The 19,509-nt window shown below is 46.0% G+C and carries 17 protein-coding genes; 6 read left to right on the top strand and 11 right to left on the bottom strand.

What is annotated here, in order from left to right:
• The first annotated feature begins 225 nt into the window (after positions 1 to 225).
• The 3 genes from INR79_RS12740 to INR79_RS12750 are packed head-to-tail and all read left to right on the top strand — an operon-like array spanning position 226 to position 2,999.
• Positions 226 to 1,203: a C4-dicarboxylate TRAP transporter substrate-binding protein gene (locus INR79_RS12740; protein WP_223094533.1), complete on the top strand. Its 978-nt coding sequence runs from the start codon at positions 226 to 228 to the stop codon at positions 1,201 to 1,203.
• Positions 1,204 to 1,221: 18 nt separating this feature from the next.
• Positions 1,222 to 1,722, top strand: a complete 501-nt coding sequence (locus INR79_RS12745) for a TRAP transporter small permease (RefSeq protein WP_223094535.1) — start codon at positions 1,222 to 1,224, stop codon at positions 1,720 to 1,722.
• The gene (locus tag INR79_RS12750; protein WP_022551240.1) at positions 1,722 to 2,999 is read left to right on the top strand and encodes a TRAP transporter large permease; all 1,278 of its coding nucleotides are present in this window, start codon (positions 1,722 to 1,724) and stop codon (positions 2,997 to 2,999) included. The genes INR79_RS12745 and INR79_RS12750 overlap by 1 nt, the downstream gene beginning before the upstream one ends.
• Before the next feature lie 101 nt (positions 3,000 to 3,100).
• Here the strand turns inward: INR79_RS12750 and INR79_RS12755 are convergent, their stop codons facing one another.
• The 3 genes from INR79_RS12755 to INR79_RS12765 all read right to left on the bottom strand — a co-directional run bounded on the left by INR79_RS12755 (position 3,101) and on the right by INR79_RS12765 (position 6,155).
• Positions 3,101 to 4,462, bottom strand: a complete 1,362-nt coding sequence (locus INR79_RS12755; RefSeq protein ID WP_004406243.1) for a TRAP transporter large permease — start codon at positions 4,460 to 4,462, stop codon at positions 3,101 to 3,103.
• 3 nt (positions 4,463 to 4,465) lie between these two features.
• A complete protein-coding gene (locus tag INR79_RS12760) occupies positions 4,466 to 5,089 on the bottom strand; it encodes a TRAP transporter small permease (protein ID WP_004406244.1) in 624 nt (207 codons plus the stop codon).
• 67 nt (positions 5,090 to 5,156) lie between these two features.
• Positions 5,157 to 6,155, bottom strand: coding sequence for a TRAP transporter substrate-binding protein (locus INR79_RS12765; RefSeq protein WP_004406246.1), 999 nt, complete (start codon positions 6,153 to 6,155; stop codon positions 5,157 to 5,159).
• A gap of 353 nt (positions 6,156 to 6,508) precedes the next feature.
• Here INR79_RS12765 and INR79_RS12770 point away from each other — a divergent pair, with 353 nt between their 5' ends.
• Entirely contained in the window at positions 6,509 to 7,552 is a 1,044-nt protein-coding gene (locus tag INR79_RS12770; protein ID WP_004406249.1) for a type III polyketide synthase, read from the top strand.
• A 59-nt stretch (positions 7,553 to 7,611) separates the two neighbouring features.
• On the opposite strand, the gene INR79_RS12775 is transcribed toward INR79_RS12770, so the two are convergent.
• The 8 genes from INR79_RS12775 to INR79_RS12810 all read right to left on the bottom strand — a co-directional run bounded on the left by INR79_RS12775 (position 7,612) and on the right by INR79_RS12810 (position 15,712).
• Positions 7,612 to 8,031 carry a hypothetical protein gene (locus INR79_RS12775; RefSeq protein WP_223094537.1) on the bottom strand — a complete coding sequence of 140 codons (420 nt, stop codon included), beginning with the start codon at positions 8,029 to 8,031 and terminating at the stop codon, positions 7,612 to 7,614.
• A gap of 251 nt (positions 8,032 to 8,282) precedes the next feature.
• Positions 8,283 to 8,795, bottom strand: coding sequence for a type VI secretion system amidase effector protein Tae4 (locus tag INR79_RS12780; protein WP_022608464.1), 513 nt, complete (start codon positions 8,793 to 8,795; stop codon positions 8,283 to 8,285).
• A 269-nt stretch (positions 8,796 to 9,064) separates the two neighbouring features.
• Positions 9,065 to 10,174, bottom strand: a complete 1,110-nt coding sequence (locus tag INR79_RS12785) for an ABC transporter ATP-binding protein (RefSeq protein ID WP_223094539.1) — start codon at positions 10,172 to 10,174, stop codon at positions 9,065 to 9,067.
• Positions 10,175 to 10,178: 4 nt separating this feature from the next.
• Positions 10,179 to 11,051, bottom strand: coding sequence for a carbohydrate ABC transporter permease (locus INR79_RS12790; RefSeq protein WP_223094541.1), 873 nt, complete (start codon positions 11,049 to 11,051; stop codon positions 10,179 to 10,181).
• On the bottom strand, positions 11,048 to 11,971 hold the full coding sequence (locus tag INR79_RS12795; protein ID WP_004403479.1) for a carbohydrate ABC transporter permease: 924 nt from the start codon (positions 11,969 to 11,971) through the stop codon (positions 11,048 to 11,050). The genes INR79_RS12790 and INR79_RS12795 overlap by 4 nt, the downstream gene beginning before the upstream one ends.
• 169 nt (positions 11,972 to 12,140) lie before the next feature.
• On the bottom strand, positions 12,141 to 13,388 hold the full coding sequence (locus tag INR79_RS12800) for an ABC transporter substrate-binding protein (RefSeq protein ID WP_022551248.1): 1,248 nt from the start codon (positions 13,386 to 13,388) through the stop codon (positions 12,141 to 12,143).
• Positions 13,389 to 13,543: 155 nt separating this feature from the next.
• Positions 13,544 to 14,980: an ATP-binding protein gene (locus tag INR79_RS12805; RefSeq protein WP_004403474.1), complete on the bottom strand. Its 1,437-nt coding sequence runs from the start codon at positions 14,978 to 14,980 to the stop codon at positions 13,544 to 13,546.
• 3 nt (positions 14,981 to 14,983) lie between these two features.
• A complete protein-coding gene (locus INR79_RS12810; RefSeq protein WP_223094543.1) occupies positions 14,984 to 15,712 on the bottom strand; it encodes a response regulator in 729 nt (242 codons plus the stop codon).
• 639 nt (positions 15,713 to 16,351) lie between these two features.
• Between INR79_RS12810 and INR79_RS12815 the strand changes: the two genes are divergently transcribed.
• Positions 16,352 to 17,488: a GGDEF domain-containing protein gene (locus INR79_RS12815; RefSeq protein ID WP_004403461.1), complete on the top strand. Its 1,137-nt coding sequence runs from the start codon at positions 16,352 to 16,354 to the stop codon at positions 17,486 to 17,488.
• Positions 17,489 to 17,669: 181 nt separating this feature from the next.
• Positions 17,670 to 19,391 carry a methyl-accepting chemotaxis protein gene (locus INR79_RS12820; protein ID WP_223094545.1) on the top strand — a complete coding sequence of 574 codons (1,722 nt, stop codon included), beginning with the start codon at positions 17,670 to 17,672 and terminating at the stop codon, positions 19,389 to 19,391.
• The last annotated feature ends 118 nt before the right edge of the window (positions 19,392 to 19,509 follow it).

Genomic DNA, 19,509 nt, shown 5'->3' on the forward strand with positions numbered 1-19,509 from the left:
AATCCATATATGAAATTTACTTTTGTATATGAATTTAATCAAACTCTATAACTGAGATGAAATCTTGTTCCCTTCTGCGACCTGAGAAGCTGTCCACTCGGAAACAGTGATGTATCGGGGCAAGTCAGCGACACGACCTGCACAACCAGTATTAATTGCGCATTGCTCGTGGCGCCTGAGTATTTACTCATCTATTTCAGTTTCGCGGAAAATCAGGAGCAACACATGGAACGTTTACTCAAGCCGCTTATTGCAATAACGATGCTGTTTTCCAGCGTCGTCTTTGCAGCAGACTATGAACTCAAACTGGCTCATGTCACATCGAACAAAGAGCCTCTCCACCAAGCGCTGGAATACTACGCCGAAAACGTAGAAAAGCGCTCTAACGGCAAAATCAAAATCACGATTCACCCAAATGGCGAGCTCGGCACCAACCTAGAAGTTTACGAGCAAGTGAAACTGGGTCTGCCTGTTATTCAAACGGCTGATCCGGGTTACCTTTCCGATTACGCGCCGGACTTTGGCGTGTTAAACGGCCCTTACTTACTCAATGATCCAAAAGATTTTAAGAAGTTACTGGATTCATCCCTTTATCAATCTATGAAAGAGACCGTGAAGAAGAACGGAAACTTCGAAGTTCTGGCGATGAACTGGTTGTTTGGTGAGAGACACATTATTTCTGACAAAGCGATTCTGTCACCTGATGACCTAAAAGGTGTGTCAATGCGCGTTCCGCCAAACGTCATGTGGATTGAGACCGTAAAAGCGATGGGAGCTCGTGCTACTCAACTGGCATGGTCAGAAGTGTATACCGGTTTGTCTTCGGGCGTGGTCGATGCTGCTGAAGCACCGCTTGGTTCACTTTACGCCGCCAAACTGTATGAAAGCAAAAAGCACGTGTCACTAACCAGCCACTTTAAAGCGTTTATTGGACTGGTCATCAACGCCGATTACTTTGCCAACCTGCCCAAAGACATTCAGACCATTCTGGCTGAAGAAGCGATCAAAGCGGGTGAATTCATGACAGAGCTTTCAGTTAACACAACCGATGCACTACTCGACAAGCTCCGCGCGGAAGGCGTGACTGTTCATAAAAACGTAGACGCCAATGCATTCCAGAAAGCAACGGCTCCGGTTTATCAGAAATTCCCTAAATGGTCAGATGGTTTGCACGCCAAAGTTCGTGAAATTCTGGACAACTGAGACCAACAATAAGGAATCATGATGTCACTAAGAAAAGTGTCGGAGGTGTTGGGCAAGCTGGAAACCGCGCTTGCCCTGATCGCCATGAGCTTGGTTTTGGGTTCCGTTGTGTGGGGGGTGATCACTCGCTACATCACGGAACAACCCGCAGTCTGGACAACAGAATTGTCAGGCATAGCCTTTACATGGATGGTATTTATGGGAGCAGCCGTGTGTTATCGCAAGAGTCTGCATATTGGCGTCCCTGTATTTGTCGACGCGCTGCCTGACAACATTCGTAAACGGTTGTTCCAGCTAACAACACTGGTCGTACTGATCTTTCTGGCATACAGCTTTTATCTGGCAACGGTTCTGGCTTTTCAGTCATGGAACCGTCCTTCGCCCGTATTAAGGTTACCGTTTTTCTTCGTGTACCTTGCAACCTGCCTGTCTTTTTTATTTATGTTGATTCACAGCGTAAGTCATCTGTTTAACAGACCGACTCAAACAGACGACTCTTCAGAGCCGGAGGTGCTGTAATGGATTTACTTCCGGTTTTCATTCTGTTTCTGCTTTTTGCGGTTAACGTACCTGTTGCATTCGCCCTCGCGATTGCCGGGTTAACCTTCTTCTTAATGACCAATGGCATTCAGCATCAGATTTTCATTCAGCGATTTGTTTCGGTGACCCACTCATTCCCTTTGCTGGCGATTCCCTTCTTTATTATGACGGGTGTCATCATGAACCACGCGGGCATAACTGAGCGGCTAATGAAGTTGGCCGACAGTTTAACGGGGCATAGAGTTGGTGGTCTGGCTCAGGTCAACATTCTTCTCAGTACCTTAATGGGCGGCATGTCTGGCAGTGCGAATGCCGATACCGCGATGCAGAGTAAAATCATGGTTCCTCAGATGAACCAGCGTGGCTATCACACGGCTTTTTCTGCCGCGGTAACGGCGTGTTCATCCATTATCAGTGTGATCATTCCACCCGGTATTGGTTTAATCCTGTATGGCTACATGGGTGACGTATCCATTGGGCGACTATTTCTGGCTGGTGTGGTTCCGGGAATTGTCCTGTGTATCGCCTTGATGCTGGTCGCACACCGGATTTCCCGGATTCGCGATTACGCTCCGTCACAGCCGAAACCTTCTTCACTAACCGAACGTTTACTGGCATTGAAAAATGCTGCGTGGTCGCTAATGGTTCCCATCGGAATTATCGGTGGTATCCGATTCGGGCTTTTCACTCCAACTGAAGCAGGCGCGATTGCGGTCATTTATGCCATTATTGTTGGCTATATCCATCGCCAGTTCTCGGTAAAAGCCTTACCTTCCATCATGAAAGAAACGGTGATCGCCACCTCTACCGTGATGTTTATTATCTGTGCGGCTTCTACTTTCAGTTTCTACTTATCATGGGAACGATTACCAGTGCAGGTCGCCAATGCAATGTTGTCGCTGACAGATAACCCATACCTGTTACTGCTGATCATCAATTTACTGTTGGTTTTGGTTGGAATGTTTATTGAAGGTGGCGCAGCACTGATCATTCTGACGCCTATTCTGGTGCCTATCATCACCAAAGTGGGGATAGATCCGGTGCACTTCGGGATTGTGATGGTGCTTAATTTAACCATCGCCGGGGTTACTCCGCCATTGGGAACCCTAATGTTTACGGCATGTAGTATCAGCAAAGTGGCGGTCAAAGACTTTGTTAAGGAAGTTCTTCCGTTCCTTGGAATGTTGTTGGCGGTATTGCTTCTGTTGACTTTCGTTCCTCAGATATCGCTCTGGTTACCGGGGACGATGGATTAGATAAATCGAAAAAAGCCCTGCTGGGGAAAGCAGGGCAATGTGCTTCAAGTGCATTTATGAACGATCTATTCCTGAGTGTAGGGTGTCTCAGGTTTTCGTTTCTACTTGGTTATGATTTCAGGTCCCATAAGGGTGGTAGGTAGCCAGGTGGATACCCAAGGTACGTAAGTTACGATAACGAGGAAGAGGAACATCACCGCCACCCAAGGAAGCGCTGCCTTCACCACATTCATCATCGACATCTTAGCCACACCCGCAGTCACAAAGAGGTTCAGCCCTACAGGCGGGGTGATCATCCCTATTTCCATATTCACCACCATCATGATGCCTAAATGAATAGGGTCGATACCCAGAGCGATTGCTATTGGGAATACCAGCGGTGCAACAATGATCAGCAGACCGGATGGCTCCATAAACTGACCACCAATCAACAGCAACAAGTTCACCACGATCAAGAAGGTAATCGGACCTAATCCAGCAGAAAGCATAGATTCGGTGATCATCTGTGGGATGCGCTCTTCTGTTAATACGTGCTTCAGAATCAAAGCATTAGCAATGATGAACAGCAGCATGATGGTCAGCTTGCCTGCCTCAAACAGCGTATGCTTGGTGTCTTTGTGCACAAACGTCTGGAACACTTTCACCAGAACCGGCTTGGTGTTTTCCTTATCGGCAAACGGTCCCATGTCTTTGTAGATAAAGTTGGCGATAAAGAAGGAATACACCGCTGCTACCGCTGCCGCTTCTGTTGGAGTAAATACCCCGCCATAAATACCACCCAGAATGATGACGATCAGCAACAGACCCCAACTGGCGTCTTTTGCAGCCGCAAAGGCTTCGCCCCACCCTACGAAAGGTTGCGCTGGAAGGTTTTTAAATCTTGCCGCAATGTAGATAGCAATCATCAACATGACACCTGCAAGCAAGCCCGGAATCACGCCACCCAGGAACATACGCCCTACCGACACATCTGTTGCAGCGGCGTACACCACCATAACAATCGAAGGTGGAATCAGGATACCGAGTGTCCCGGCATTACAGATAACACCAGCAGCGAACTCTTTGGAGTAACCGTTTTTCACCATACCAGCGATAACGATACTTCCGATCGCGACCACGGTGGCTGGAGAAGAACCAGACAACGCCGCAAACATCATACAGGCGACGACCGATGCCATGGCGAGACCACCACGGAACCAACCCACCATTGCGATGGCAAATCGGATGATTCGCCTTGCCACTCCCCCCGTCGACATAAAACTCGACGCGAGAATAAAGAACGGGATCGCGAGTAAGGTGTAGTGCCCTGCAAACGCGTTAAACAAGGTTTGCGCGACAGAAGCCAGTGACGCATCGGAATGCATCAACAAAAATAGAATACTGGCAAGACCCAGCGATATTGCAATTGGTACACCGATCAGCATGAAACCGATGACCATGACAAACAACAATAAAATGTCCACGGTTTAGCTCTCCTTGCTTTCAGATTTCAATGCTTCAAGATCTTCTTCCGCTTCATGGCTTGAAATCAGGCGATCGGTTTTACCTGTTATGATCTGCCAGGCTGCCTGAGCAAAGCGAAATGTCAGTAACGCCATTCCAATTGGCAGTGCCGCATAGGGAATAAAGCGAGGCATTTTCTCGTAGCGTTCGCCTTCATTCATCCAGTCAGATAAAAACTGCAGCATTTCAGGCATTGGGATGTCATCAGTTTCGTACCAGGCACGCTCGGTTACGAACGGATACCAGTAGTTCCAGGAACCAATGAAAAGCAAGACAGAGAAAAGTAAACATAAGCTCACAGCAATGATGGCGTAGATCTTACGCCCACTTTCTGGTGCAAGGTTGATCACCACATCCACACCAATATGAAAGTGCTTCTTCACGCCATAAGAAGCACCGACTAACACCATCCAGGCAAAGAGAAAAACGGTCAGTTCCAATGCCCACAGGATGTTGTCGTTAAACACATAACGAAACACCACATTGGCAAAGGTCAGTAACGTCATACCACCAAGAAAAAGAGCAATAAGCGTCTCTTCGATGTTGTCCGTTACTTTACCGACTCGGGAAAAAAACGACTGTTCCATACAGATACTCCGCTGTATTAGGAATGAACCAAGGGCTAAGGCGCAGCGGGGGGCTGCGCCATTATTTTTATTGTTTGTTTGAAGCTAGAGCTGCTTCGATAAGATCCGCGCCGATATCTTTCTCGAACTTCTTCCATACAGGTTGCAGAGCGGTTACCCACTCCTGACGCTGTTCAGGAGTCAGTGTACGAACGACACCACCAGCAGCGATGATGTTTTGTTTGTTCAGCTCGTTCACTTCGGAAGACGCCGAGTTACGCGCTGCTGTCACATCTTTCAAAATGGCGTGGAATTCTATGCGCACATCATCAGGCAGGTCGTTCCACCACTTGTTAGACGTAACAACCAGGTAATCCAGAATACCGTGGTTGGTTTCTGTTATCCCATCCTGAACTTCGAAGAACTTCTTACCGTAAATGTTCGACCAGGTGTTTTCCTGTCCGTCGATAACTTTAGTTTGAAGACCGCCATACACTTCTTTGAACGACATCTTTTGCGGGTTTGCACCCAACTGTTCAAATTGCGCAACCAGAACATCTGAAGCCTGAACACGGAATTTCAGACCCTTTGCATCCGCAGGAGAAAGCAGTGGCTTACTTGCCGACATCTGCTTCATGCCGTTATGCCAGAAAGACAGACCTTTTAATCCACGACGCTTCATCGCGTTTTTCAGTTTCTCGCCCGACTCCGAGTTCTGGAAACGGTCTACGGCATCCACATCTTCAAACAGGAATGGTAAGTCGAAGATGCGGTATTTTTTGGTGAATTTTTCAAACTTAGACAAAGAAGGTGCCGCTAGCTGAACATCACCATTCAAAAGCGCTTCCAGCACTTTGTTGTCATCGTAAAGGGTAGAGTTTGGGAATACCTGCATACATGCCTTGCCGTTCATCTCTTCATTGACACGTTTTTCAAGAAGGGAAGCTGCAATACCTTTTGGATGCTTATCGGTGTTCGTTACGTGGCTGAACTTGATCACAATTTCGCCAGGGTCACAGTTAGCAGCCGCTTGAAAACTGGTTAGCGCCAGGATGGAGGCAGAAAGTAGGGTAAGAGGCTTTAACATTTTTATTCTCCTTATTTAACACTTGGTCGTCATCAATGAAGACCGTGTAGGTTCTATAAGGCAAAACGCAGACCAACTTAATACATTTTGTTAACAACCCTTTAACCATAAGGGCTGCACGAAAGTCACAAAGTGTGCGAGTCAGAGCGAAGGAATGGAAGTGGGTGGAAATCCACCCATTAAATCAGGGGATATGGGTGGAAAATGAAACATTGGTGCATGGCAAAAGTATATATTCCACCAGTCTCATTAGTATGCGGAACCAATTTCATACTTCTAAAACTCTCTCGTTGTTTTTATAAAATCAAAATATCTAAATGATCATTTATAAAACATATAAAAGGAGAACCGTTATGAGTGTTTTAAGTAAGCCTTCCGTTTATTTCCCAGAGTACACCGTGACTCAGGAAGAGATCATTGAATGCCTTCGTCAGTTACACAGTGACCAGCCACACGCCGAAAAAGCGTTTGATATGGTTCGTAATTCTAGCATTGATAAACGCCATCTGATCGTTCCTCTGGACAAAGTAGTCTCGCTGGAAGATTTCGATGAGCGCAGTATGATTTATGATGAGCAGGCGCGTCTGATGTCTGAGCAGACAGCACGCCAGGCTATCGAAAACGCCGGGTTGCAACCCAAGGACATTTCCATGGTTATCGTCACATCCTGTACTGGGTTTATGATGCCTTCCCTCACCGCTCATCTGATCAATGCTTTGAATCTGAAAGACTCAACCATTCAGCTACCCATGGCGCAAATGGGTTGTGTTGCTGGCGCTGCTGCCGTCAACCGCGCTTTTGACCACTGCAACCAGTCTGTACAAAACAACGCGTTAATTGTCGCGCTGGAAACGTCGTCACTCTGTTTCGATAAGTACGCCAATCGCATTCAGGACTTTGTCACTAACTCGCTGTTTGGAGACGCGTGCGCCGCAGTGGTTATGCGAGGCGATGACCAGACCAGTGGCATGAAACTGACTCACTCTGCCTGTCATTTTCTGCCTGAAAGTGAAGCGTTCATTCGCTATGACATGACCCCGCGAGGCTTTAAGTTCTCACTCGATAAAGAAGTCATGTATTCAATTGAACGAGTCGCACCAGTCATCGATCAGTTCGTACAATCGAGCAAAGAAAAAGCATCGAAAGAGTTGGATTTCTATCTGTTCCATACTGGAGGCAGACGAATTCAGGATGAAGTTGAACGAACTCTAGAACTTACGTCAGATGCATTGGACCACTCTCGCGCATGCCTGCGTGAAACGGGTAATACGTCCAGTGCCGCTGTGATTGATGTGCTGAGAAGAAGTTTTGCGCACAGAAAGGCTGGAGAACAAGGTGTGATGGCAGCATTCGGCCCGGGATTCACCACCGAAATGGCATTAGGGACTTGGCAGTAAAACCACAATGGGTGTCTGAACCCAAATTCGGACACCCGTATCCTCAAGTCAACTAAGTGCTAAGGTTTATCCCAGAAAAGCTCCTTAACCTTTCCATCAGAATCCGTCACGATGTAAAAATAGTCATCAAGAACCAGCTCAGAGAAATAACGCTTAAAGTCCTGTTCTTTCGCAGGTTCTGAATAGTACATCATGTAGAATTTATGCCCTTCTTCTACATAGGCATTTTCAACAAGCTCGATATGTATATCTTGGTTTTCCTGCATAAGTGTATTCTGGTCCAGATGGCCATCATCCTTGATCGTAATCTGTTTCCACAATTCCAGATTTCTCGCAACACTGATCACTCTGGATTTTTCAGTCTCAACTTGTTTTGACAAGTGATTAATGTAAAACAGAGACCAAAGCAGATACGCAAGGCAACATGCGCCAATTAGATAGAGTAACCGGCTCTTTCCTGATTTTTTAGTTGTTTGCATTTAGCTGTCTCCTACATTAATTAGAAATATTTATTCCTTATTTTTCCTAAGGATAATTTCAGTGAGAAGGACAATGAAAATCGAAGAGACAAAAAAGGCGGGTAGCGTTGTTTTAAGCATTAACATTCCAATGTCAAATGCTTGTTCATCAGATATTATTGACCCGACTTGCATTTCGAAGGACCAGTAATAGATGAAGTAATTTACAATAAGATTAAACAGTATTAGCACTGAAATCGTTATGGTTTTCTTCATTTCACCTCCCAAAACCAGATATCTTTAGACTTATTCAAATCACTCACGTCTGCGAATAAGAATTCCGTTATATTTCGCCAAAGCATACCAGAGCTTGTTATCGCATCTTTATTCCACAGATCAATATGATCACCGCTTCTATTGGGAAAAGATTCTCTATTTCTAGTCCAATAATCCTTGAAGAAAATGATCCCCGTACGGTCACTAAGGTCATCTTGGAAGGTCTCTGGGTTGATTTTTTCACATTTTCCCAACCACCCAAAATGAGATCTCTTCAACCAGTCAGCCATTTCTTCAGCCAACAAAATATGTCTCATTCCAGAGTGACTCCAACATCTCCTCACTTTGGCATTTTTTGTTGAAATTCCGCAACGAATCAATGCTTCACTTAGGTTAATGGCACAGTAGTTTTGAAATGGGCTAGAACTGTTAACTTGCTTATTTTGACATTTTGCCTTCATGAAGGGTTTCTCTGGATATTTTTCCCACAACTGATTAAAAGTAGGCATATGTTCGCTCCTTAAAAAATCCATCCTAGCAGAACAAATAGTGGTGATAAAAATAGCAGTTATAGTAGTGACAATGACGATGTTATATTTTCGACACACTTAACGTGAACAAAAACCAATTATCGATAGTATATTGATTTCAATCAAAAAAAGCGCCCACAATGGGGCGCAAATTGACAACAAAAGATCCCTCTATCTTTTGCATTGTCACAGATCCATGAAGTTCAAACTCCCGAACTTCAAACCCTTGTCAGTTTTCTCTCCAGATCCTAATGTTCAATACGAATTTCTGTATTAGCATCAAAGAACACCGCTTTCGACAAATCAAAGTACAATTCCGTCACTTCTCCGACATTCACATCAAACTCTGGTGATAATCGACACGCGACTTCCTGCTCATTCACTTTTACCATGGCAATCGTGTCTGGTCCGGTTGGTTCAAGCACTTCAATTTTCAGTGGCAGCTTGGTGGCGTGAGTGTCGTCATCCACTTGCTCAGTGATGTTTTCAGGGCGCAGACCAATCACCACATCTTGTCCGTCTCGCGGACGAAGCGATTCTGGCAAACGGATCGCATGTTCGCGCCCTTCTCCATCTTTCACTTTTGCAACCGGTTGGTCGTTGCTGTTCAGATCCACTTTGCCACGGATAAAGTTCATCGAAGGCGATCCCATGAAACCTGCTACAAACATATTGTTTGGCTTGTTGTAGATTTCTTTTGGCGTACCCAGTTGTTGAAGTTCACCGTCTTTCATCACCGCGATGCGATCCGCCAATGTCATGGCCTCAATCTGATCGTGCGTCACGTAAACAATGGTGGTATTCAATTGCTGATGCAGTCGCTTGATTTGGGTGCGCATCTCAACACGCAACTTGGCATCAAGGTTCGACAATGGCTCATCAAACAAATAGAGCTTAGGTTTACGAGCCAGAGCGCGCCCCATGGCGACACGTTGACGCTGCCCTCCGGAGAGTTGCGACGGCTTGCGATCCAATAGGTGGTCGATTTGCAGCATTTCTGCCACTCGCTGAACTTCAGCTTCAATCTGATCCGTCGGCATTTTGCGGATTTTCAGCCCAAAAGCGATGTTGCCTCGCACTGTCATATTTGGGTAGAGCGCGTAAGACTGGAACACCATCGCGATGTCGCGATCTTTCGGCTCGACTTGTGCGACGTCTATGCCGTCAATCACAATCTCACCCGAGGTAATGTCCTCCAGCCCCGCAATAGTATTCATCAATGTGGACTTACCACATCCAGACGGTCCGACGAGAATCAGAAACTCGCCAGAATCAATGCTTATGTTAATCCCTTTCAGGGTTTCCTGGTCCGCATTGCGATAGGTTTTGCGGATCTTATTCAGTTGTAGTGTTGCCATAAGTTTATCCTTTTACTGATCCGGCGGTGAGACCACGCACGAAGTACTTGCCTGCTAATACATACACAATCAAGGTTGGCAGAGCAGCGATGATGGCTGCGGCCATGTCTACGTTGTATTCCTTCACACCTGTACTGGTGTTCACTAGGTTGTTCAGAGCCACTGTAATGGGCTGCGTTTCTGAACCGGAATACACCACGCCAAACAGAAAATCGTTCCAAATTGCGGTGAACTGCCAAATAACGGTAACCATAATGATGGGCAGTGATAACGGCAGTAGAATTTTAAAGAAAATGGTAAAGAACCCTGCGCCATCCAGCTTCGCAGCTTTCACCAGCTCATCGGGGACACCAATGTAAAAGTTACGGAAAAACAAGGTGGTAAATGCCAAACCGTAAATTACGTGAACAATCACTAAGCCCGTGGTGGTGTTTGCCAGCCCCAGCTTACCGAGCGTGGCAGCCATAGGCAGTAGAATCACCTGAAACGGAATGAAGCACCCAAACAGCAACAGGCTGAAAAATAGGTTAGAACCTCGGAATTGCCACTTACTGACTACGTAACCATTGAACGCACCTAATAAGGTCGAAATGGCTACGGCAGGGATCACCATCTGGAATGAGTTCCAGAAATAGCCTTTTACCCCTTCACACGCTACGCCAGTACAGGCGGAAGACCAGGCTTTACCCCATGCGTCAAACACCCATTCTTTTGGCAGCGACATGATGTTGCCCGCTTTGATGTCTGGCAGTGTTTTGAATGAAGTAATCACCATCACAAACAACGGCATCAGATAAACAAGGCAGAAGAAAATCAGTGCGGAATAAATTAACACGCGACCTAAGTTAAAAGAGCGAGAGTTAAAAGGCTTACTCATGACTTTTTCTCCCTTAATTCAGAGTACAGGTAAGGCACAAGAATGGCCAGAATACCGCCCAGCATCATCATGGCACTGGCAGCACCTAAACCGATCTGACCTCGGGTGAACGAGTGTGCGTACATGAACAGCGCCGGCAAGTCGGATGAATAACCCGGTCCACCAGCAGTTAACGCCGTGACCAAATCGAAACTCTTGATCGCGATGTGCGATGTGATGATCACTGCGCTGAAAAAGACGGGTCTTAGGCAAGGCAGAATGATTTTCAGATAAATGCTTGGCAAGCTTGCCCCATCAATTTGCGCGGCTTTAATAATGGAAGAATCGATGCCACGAAGCCCCGCAAGGAACATCGCCATTACAAACCCAGATGACTGCCACACCGCGGCAATAACCAGCGTGTAGACAGAGAAATCTGAATTAACCAACCAGTCGAATTTGAAGTCAGTGAATCCCCAGTCGTGCACCAGTTTTTCGATGCCCAGACCTGGGTTTAAAATCCACTTCCACGCAGTACCCGTTACGATGAACGAGAGCGCCATTGGGTAAAGGTAAATAGTGCGGATTGCTCCTTCCTGGCGAATATTCTGGTCAAGCAAGACAGCCAAACCGACACCAAGCACAATGGCAATCAACATAAAGAGTAAACCGAAGAGACCCAGATTGGTGATCGAAGTGATCCAACGATCGTTGTCCATCAGTTTTTCGTATTGAGCAAAACCCACGAATTTGAAGCTGGGTAGAAAGCGGGAGTTGGTCAGCGATAAGGCTGCTGTCCAAAAAATGTAACCGTATATGCACACCACAGTGACGAGCATAGTCGGAGCCATAACAATTTTTGGCAGCCAGTTTTGTAGTTTGTCGGCAAAGCTTCGCTTGGGTGCCGACTTAGTCTTAGGCACTGTCAAAACATGCTCCATAACTTATCCTTGTTAGGGGACCCTCACGACCGCCGCAAGCGGCGGTACTAGAGGAAGAGTGGGCATTATTGCCCTTCCTTCAGGGGGTGTTCTTTAGGAATGTCGATATCAAAGCCAGCAGACCGCTATACAAGCAAACTTGGAAAAACTGCTGGCTTCGAATCGAGTCTTAGATGGCAGCTTTCACTGCTTTGGCTAACTTCTTCACCGTTTCTTCTGCATTGGCAGACGGGTCATTGAAGTAGTTGGTCACCACATCGTAAATCGCACCTTGAACATAGCTGGTCGTCGACAGGCCGTGCGCCATACTTGGCACAAGATCGCCGCTCTCAGCACTGGTCTTGAAGGTCGCCATAGAGTCCAGAGCACAAGAATCAAACTTCGTCATGTCCATGTCTAAGCGAACTGGAATCGAGCCTTTGTTCAGGTTAAATACTTCTTGGAAGTCTTTGGTCAGGATAGTTTTCGCCAGCGCTTTTTGTGCTTTTTCGTTTTCTGCATTTTTCAGCTTGAAGAAAGCAAAGCTATCGATGTTGAAGGTAAACTGACCATCCGTACCCGGTGCTGGCGCACAGATGTAGTCTTTGCCCGGCATTTTACCCGCAGCAGCAAATTCACCTTTCGCCCAGTCACCCATGATTTGCATGGCGGCATCACCGTTGATGACCATAGAGGTAGCAACGTTCCAGTCACGACCTGGAGAGTTGCTGTCGATGTAATCGCGGATCTTGTGGAATTTCTCGAACACTTCGACCATCTTAGGTCCTTGAAGTACGTCCATATCCAAATCAACAAACGCTTTGTTGTAGTCGGCACTGCCTAATACATCCAGTGCGACAGCTTCGAATACTGTTGCGTCTTGCCATGGCTGACCACCGTGCGCTAATGGAATGTAGCCCGCCGCTTTGATTTTCTCAGCCGCTGCAAAGAATTCATCCAGCGTTTTCGGTACTGAAACGCCTGCGGCTTTCAATACTTCCGGGTTTGCCCAAAGCCAGTTAACGCGGTGTACGTTAACAGGAACAGCTACGAAGCTGCCTTCGTGCTTCATCACTTTGGTCACAACGCTAGGAAGATTAGTTTCCCATTTTTCCGCTTTTGCTACGTCATCAAGGCTGGTAAGGAAACCAAGGTCACCCCATTCCTGAATGTCGTGTCCTTTGATCTGGGCTGCCGAAGGTGGGTTACCTGAAACAGCGCGGGTTTTCAGTACGGTCATCGCACTTTCACCGCCACCACCAGCTACCGCAAAGTCTTTCCAAGAGTGACCTTGTTGCTCTACTTTGCTTTTCAGTACGGCTGCGGATTTCGCTTCACCACCAGATGTCCACCAATGAAGTACTTCAACTTCGCCAGCTTGTGCATAAGAAGTAGCAGCCAGCAATGATAGGGTTATCAGAGTTTTATTCATTTTCATTGTTATCGTCCATGTTATTTGACCTTGCGGTCTTGGATTAGGCAAAAACGGGGAAACGGATACAACCAAGCATTTCCTCATTTGCCTTCAGTCTAAACATGGAAAAAACGGAAGATTGAAACAAAGGGTAAGCCTAATGTAACGAGTATGTTACATTACAGCTCAGGGTCATGTGGAATAAGGACTTTTGCTTCTAAGCCGCCCTTGAGAGAATTGTAAATAATGAGATCTCCACCATGTGCATGAAGGATATTTCGGCTGATCCCAAGCCCCAGACCATGCCCGTCTTTGTCGTTGGCGAGTCGGTAATAAGGCTCAAACACCATGTCTAATTTGCTCTCGGGAATGCCTTTCCCTTCGTCCAGAATAATCAGCTCCAGCCTTTCTTCATTGTCGTAAACATAGACATGAACTCGATGACCATATTTCACACCGTTGTCGATCAAATTAGTCAGCACTCTTTTCATGGCAAGGGGCTTCGCCCAAATTGGAGGAATCGAGTCTTCAGGCAAAAAGACTTTGGTGGTTTCCTGATTATGGCTTTCTGCAATGGATTCCAGCATTTCCCCTAAATCAACATGCGCGTTGTTTTCGTGCAGGTCGGTTTCGCGCACACATTGCAATGCCCCTTTCACCATCATTTCAAGTTCGTCTAAATCTCTGTTGAACTTGAAACGCTTTTGGTCGCTTTCGAGTAACTCAGCTCGAATGCGCAAACGGGTAATCGGGGTTTTAAGATCGTGCGAAATAGCAGAAAAGAGGTGCTCTCTGTCGGTAATGTACCGGTTAATGCGAGACTGCATCCGATTGAACGCCCGAGTTGCGGTGATCAGTTCTTCCGCTCCTTCTTCTGCCAGAGGCGACTGTTCAACGTCGATACTCATGTCGTTGGCTGCTTTCGCCAGTCTTCTTAAAGGGCGAACCTGACGTTTGACCATCAAATAGGTGAGAAGCAACAACAAGGTAGTCGAGAATACTAAAAACAGTACCTGGTCACTGCCAAGAATGGTGTCGTCCAAGCTGATGTAAGGTGCCGGAAGTAGTGCCGCTATGTACAGCCATTGATTGGTGTCCAGCTCAATCTGCACCACCAGAATCGGCGGGTTCAAAGGTTCTAACGTTAGGGTGTGATGTGCCCACGAGCGAGGTAAATCACTCAAATAGATGTCGTTTTTCAGTATTCGTAAGGTATCGGGGCGTGAAAACTCGACATTGGTTTGCTTGACCTTTCTAAGCTTGGTGCTCAGCACCTGTTCAACCGCATCCATAGATATGCGTTTTAGTTTGGAATCAGGGACAGGGTCTATATCTAACCGTTCTTCGTTAAAAGAGACGAAAAAGCGCGTTCCGCCCATATTCCGAATCTGGTCGAGCACAATATGTCGGTATTCTCTGGGAAGCGACTGAAAGAAGGTGACAGTTGAAGCAAACATGTTCGCCATACTTTCTGACGCCGAACGAATGCCTTCATACTCCCTTTGTTTAGACTGTGAATACCAGATGGATGTCGCAATCCCTTGTGCCACCACCACGGCAAGTAAAGTCAGAAGCAGCGTGCGCGCGACAAGGGAGTTGGGCCAGCGGAATCGCATCTATCAGCGCTCGTAGGTAACAGACGCGGTAAACATATAACCGTTACCGCGCATGGTTTTGATGTACTTGTTGCCTTTATCACCCAAGCGCTGGCGAAGCCGACTTAACTGCACGTCGATACCTCTTTCAAAAGGCAGCGCTTCCCTGCCCCTTGTGGCAATAGAAATCGTATCACGATCCAGAATTTCATTAGGGTGAGAAAGGAACAGCATCAACAGAGCAAAATCACTGCCGGAAAATTCAATTACCTCTTCGGATTCCAGATGCGTAGCCCGATGAGAGAGCGTATCCAGCCTCCAGTCACCAAACACGATGCTTCTTGAGAGCGACGGCGTGGCATTGGCTTCATCCTCTAGGGTGTGCATTCTTCTCAACATGGCTTTGATGCGAGCCATCAATTGGCGTGGGCTGAAGGGCTTGGCGATATAGTCATCGGCTCCGATTTCCAGACCGATGATCTGATCCGTTTCGTCAGAAACCGCAGTAAGCATAATGATAGGAACGTTGGAGTGCTTACGCACTTTCTGACACAGAGTAAATCCATCGTCACCGGGTAACATTACATCCAGCAGGATTAAATCCGGGTAACCTTGCTCAGAAATAAATTCATGTAGGGCGATTCCGTCTTCCACACTGGAGACGTCAAAGCCAGCTTTAGACAAGTACTCTTCCAGCAATTCTCGGATTTCGCTGTCGTCATCCACTACCAGAATGTGAGTTTTTGCCTGCATACCTATTGCCTTTTGCTTGTTTTGAGCATAGCTCATTCATTTCAGTAATTTTATTCTAGCCTGTCTGATTTTTTGTTTGGCAACTTTATCAATAAAGTTTGAGCCTGTTATCAGCACATATAATTTTTATATGAACTCATGCTCGCAATAATTCTTCCGAATAACCGATTGATATTGAATAGTTTTCAACCAGAAATACAAACGTACATTCATCTAAATTATAAGGTAAAAACCAAAATTAAATATAAGGAAGGGAAATGCGCTTATTTTATTTCTGGCTCAAATTCAATATTCACTTAAACAAATGTGCACATTTGTTTAGTCAAATCTTTTCAAATTGAAAGAATGTATTAAATATCTGTGTTAACTAATTTCCGAATATTCAAAGAGTTTATTAGCAATTTATAATTCTAATCGAATGAAAATAATTTGTATGACACAGATCTCATTTATATGGCTTATGTTTAATAGATTCTGCGATAAAACACTCAATACATTGAGGTGTTTATAAATTATTTGTTAGAATCTGAGCACATTTTGATTTCAACGCTTATCATTTCAACGACAAATTTCAGTAGAGAAACACTCGTAAATTGTTCTCATATTATGCGTCTAGATTAATTCAGGAAAACAGTCCATTTGAACAAAGCACTTGAAAAATTAAAGCAAGTAATGCGTTGGATATCTGGCGACAGCGAAGATGTATTCAATAGAGTACATCACGTTTTCCTGCTGCTTGTTTCTATTTTCATGGTCATTGTAGGCGTTTTTAATACAGTCGCTGAAATTACACCCATTCACTTTTCTATTATTCTTTATGTTGTTGCCGCTTTAATGGGGGTGATGTGGTATTACTCTCGCTTTAAAGATCGCTATCGACCTGTTGCCGTTTTATTTGCCACTTGCCTGATGGTGTTTGTGATCCCCATGACCTGGTTTTCGAATTCAGGATCATACGGCCCGACTGCCTTGTATTGTCTGGTAACGGCGCTGTACACCCAAAGTGTGTTGCGAGAAATGGCGATGTTGAAGTGGCCTTTCATTACCTTCGCGATCTGCCTGCCATCTATTCTGTTTAGTGTGGAAACCTATTACCCTGACTTGGTGACGCATTACACCTCAGATTACGCTCGTTTCCTTGATCATCAGTTTTCTTATTTTGCCGTCATGATAATGCTAATGGTTATGATGTCTGGACACGTTTATCGCTATCGAATGGAAGCGATGAGAGCCCAAAGCTACGCAGAAAAACTGAAACATTTGGCTGAGCGAGACAGCTTAACCAACCTTTACAACCACCGCGTTATTCTGGACAAAGCACGCCAAATTAAAGACAACGCCAAACAGGCAAGTTTGATTCTCTGCGACGTAGACCACTTCAAAAAACTCAATGACTCCTATGGACACCTAATGGGTGATGCGGTGCTGTCCGAACTTGCCCGAACGCTGGAAGCGGACTTTTTACCAGAAGGTTCTTCAGTTGGTCGATATGGTGGCGAAGAATTTCTGCTCTCTCTCCCTGTCGGGTTGCATGAAGCGGGAGACATTGCCGAACGCATTCGGGTTGCCGTGCTCTACTGCAGCAGTCAGTCATTAGAAATCACCATCAGCTTAGGGGTTTCTCAGTTCCGTGATTCCGAAACGGTTGCCGACGCGCTGAAACGCGCAGATCAGGCACTTTACAAAGCCAAACAGCTCGGCAGAAATCAGGTCGTCATTGCACCAGCCGACAACGAAGAAGACAACCAGACCTTTAGCCCTCAATACACGCCATAATAGCTATCCTCACCATAATAGCTATTCACACCACAATAACTACCCACGCCAAAGCAGCTATGCATCTGAACGTCTGTGCACTGAAGTGACTGAGCCGGGCTCACAATTTTTTCCTCTATGTAACGCTTTCCAAAATCTTGGACTACACTTTTTCTAGTCGTGACAGTCCAAGGAAATAACTATGAAAACCAGAGCAATAATGGCTTATGTCTTCGGTGCTATGTCTATCATTGCGGGCATCACCATAGTGTTAGGGTTCACCATCCTAAGCTCTGCAGACAAACTAAAGCAGACTTCAGAAACACGCTACGCCTCGTATCAGGTTGCTGATGAGCTAAGACAGAGCTCCGATGATCTGACCCGTTTAGCAAGAACCTACGCACTGACAGGTAATGACGATTACGAAAGTATGTATATGGACATACTGGCGATTCGTAACGGCGAAAAACCACTGCCGCAAAAGTATCACCAAATTTACTGGGATCTGGTGATTAACTACGGCGAAAAACCAAAGCCGGACGGTCGAACCATTTCAATTCAGCAACGAATGAAGGATTTAGGCTTCTCAGACAAAGAGTTCGCGTTACTCAAAGAAGCACAAGGTAACTCAGATGCTCTGGTGAATCTGGAAGTGAAAGCCATGAACGCGGTTAAAGGTATTTTCCAGGATCCAAATTCTGGCCAATATACCTTACGTAAAGAACCGGATACTGCGATGGCGGCGGAACTGCTTCACAGTAAAACCTACCACGTTGAAAAAGCCAAAATCATGAAACCGATCGATGGCTTCTTCTCTGAGCTTGAGAACCGAACCTTCAGTTATCTGGAACGAGACTTCGGGTCACTTCAAGGGGCGGTTTTATTTACACTGGCACTTATGGCACTGATGCTCGTCGCTGCGGTGATTGGTTTCATCATGATCAACCGAGTTGTGACCAAACCAGTGACTAACCTCAGCGTTCAGCTTAAGAACATTGAGAGCAGTGGTAACCTCGGTCTTCGAATTGAAAATGTAGGCAGTGGCGAAATCGGGGAAATCGCCGTTCAGATTAACAGCTTGCTGGAATCCCTGCACAAGACAAAAGAGACCTCGAACCGTGTTTCGGCACACGTTCAGGATCTGGCATCTCAAACGCATGGAGTGGTATCTGAAAGTCGTATGACCTCAGACACACTGACTCAGGAAACCAATTCTGTACTGGTTGCGGTAGAAGAGATGGCTACAGCCCTGACACGAGTTACAGACGTCACAGTAAATGCCGAGAATGAAGCCTCACAAAATGACCGCAACGTAAGTGAAGGACAATCGTCCATGCAACTGGCGGTGGAGTCCATGACCACGCTGCAAAGTGAGTTCGGCAACACCCAGCAAGCAATGGAAGGGTTGATTTCTGAAAGTGCTCAGGTATCTGGCGTGCTGGACGTAATCAAGTCGATTGCAGAACAAACTAACTTGCTGGCATTGAATGCCGCTATCGAGGCAGCACGTGCCGGTGAGCAGGGTCGAGGCTTTGCGGTGGTAGCAGATGAAGTTCGCTCTCTGGCTCAACGTACACAGGATTCAACCAACGAAATCGAAGAGATTATTGCCAGCCTGCAAGAAAAAACCAATTCCATGGGTGGTACCATCAATCAGGCTGCTGGGCTAATGTCCACGGCTCATGAGAGCATCGATAAGATTGGTGAAGTCTTCGTTAAAATCAAAGACACCACGGGCACTATATTCAGCCTCAACTCTGAAATCGCTCAGTCTACCGACGAGCAATCCAAGGTGTCTAATATGATCAACGAAAGTCTGTCTCAGATAAACGAGCTGACTAATCAGGTCGCGCGCTCAATTGAACAGGTAGAAGTGTCAGCTTCCAATCTGGATCAGAGTGCTAAAGAACTCGCTAATATGTAAGCGTCATAGTTCTCACATAAACGTATCATTAGGGTGCCATTTGTTATGGCACCCTTTTTTTGTCACATAAAGGTCACAGTTCAATCATTTAGTGCTTTGCTTTGCTTTAAAAACACTC

This window comes from Vibrio sp. SCSIO 43132, assembly GCF_019904195.1.
Taxonomy (GTDB): Bacteria; Pseudomonadota; Gammaproteobacteria; order Enterobacterales; family Vibrionaceae; genus Vibrio; species Vibrio nigripulchritudo.

Bases quoted from the DNA above. Each gene is read 5' to 3' on its own strand.
- INR79_RS12740 (WP_223094533.1), top strand. From the start codon at position 226: ATGGAACGTTTACTCAAGCCGCTTATTGCAATAACGATGCTGTTTTCC.
- INR79_RS12745 (WP_223094535.1), top strand. From the start codon at position 1,222: ATGATGTCACTAAGAAAAGTGTCGGAGGTGTTGGGCAAGCTGGAAACC.
- INR79_RS12750 (WP_022551240.1), top strand. From the start codon at position 1,722: ATGGATTTACTTCCGGTTTTCATTCTGTTTCTGCTTTTTGCGGTTAAC.
- INR79_RS12760 (WP_004406244.1), bottom strand. From the start codon at position 5,089: ATGGAACAGTCGTTTTTTTCCCGAGTCGGTAAAGTAACGGACAACATC.
- INR79_RS12765 (WP_004406246.1), bottom strand. From the start codon at position 6,155: ATGTTAAAGCCTCTTACCCTACTTTCTGCCTCCATCCTGGCGCTAACC.
- INR79_RS12770 (WP_004406249.1), top strand. From the start codon at position 6,509: ATGAGTGTTTTAAGTAAGCCTTCCGTTTATTTCCCAGAGTACACCGTG.
- INR79_RS12775 (WP_223094537.1), bottom strand. From the start codon at position 8,031: ATGCAAACAACTAAAAAATCAGGAAAGAGCCGGTTACTCTATCTAATT.
- INR79_RS12780 (WP_022608464.1), bottom strand. From the start codon at position 8,795: ATGCCTACTTTTAATCAGTTGTGGGAAAAATATCCAGAGAAACCCTTC.
- INR79_RS12785 (WP_223094539.1), bottom strand. From the start codon at position 10,174: ATGGCAACACTACAACTGAATAAGATCCGCAAAACCTATCGCAATGCG.
- INR79_RS12790 (WP_223094541.1), bottom strand. From the start codon at position 11,051: ATGAGTAAGCCTTTTAACTCTCGCTCTTTTAACTTAGGTCGCGTGTTA.
- INR79_RS12795 (WP_004403479.1), bottom strand. From the start codon at position 11,971: ATGGAGCATGTTTTGACAGTGCCTAAGACTAAGTCGGCACCCAAGCGA.
- INR79_RS12800 (WP_022551248.1), bottom strand. From the start codon at position 13,388: ATGAAAATGAATAAAACTCTGATAACCCTATCATTGCTGGCTGCTACT.
- INR79_RS12805 (WP_004403474.1), bottom strand. From the start codon at position 14,980: ATGCGATTCCGCTGGCCCAACTCCCTTGTCGCGCGCACGCTGCTTCTG.
- INR79_RS12810 (WP_223094543.1), bottom strand. From the start codon at position 15,712: ATGCAGGCAAAAACTCACATTCTGGTAGTGGATGACGACAGCGAAATC.
- INR79_RS12820 (WP_223094545.1), top strand. From the start codon at position 17,670: ATGAAAACCAGAGCAATAATGGCTTATGTCTTCGGTGCTATGTCTATC.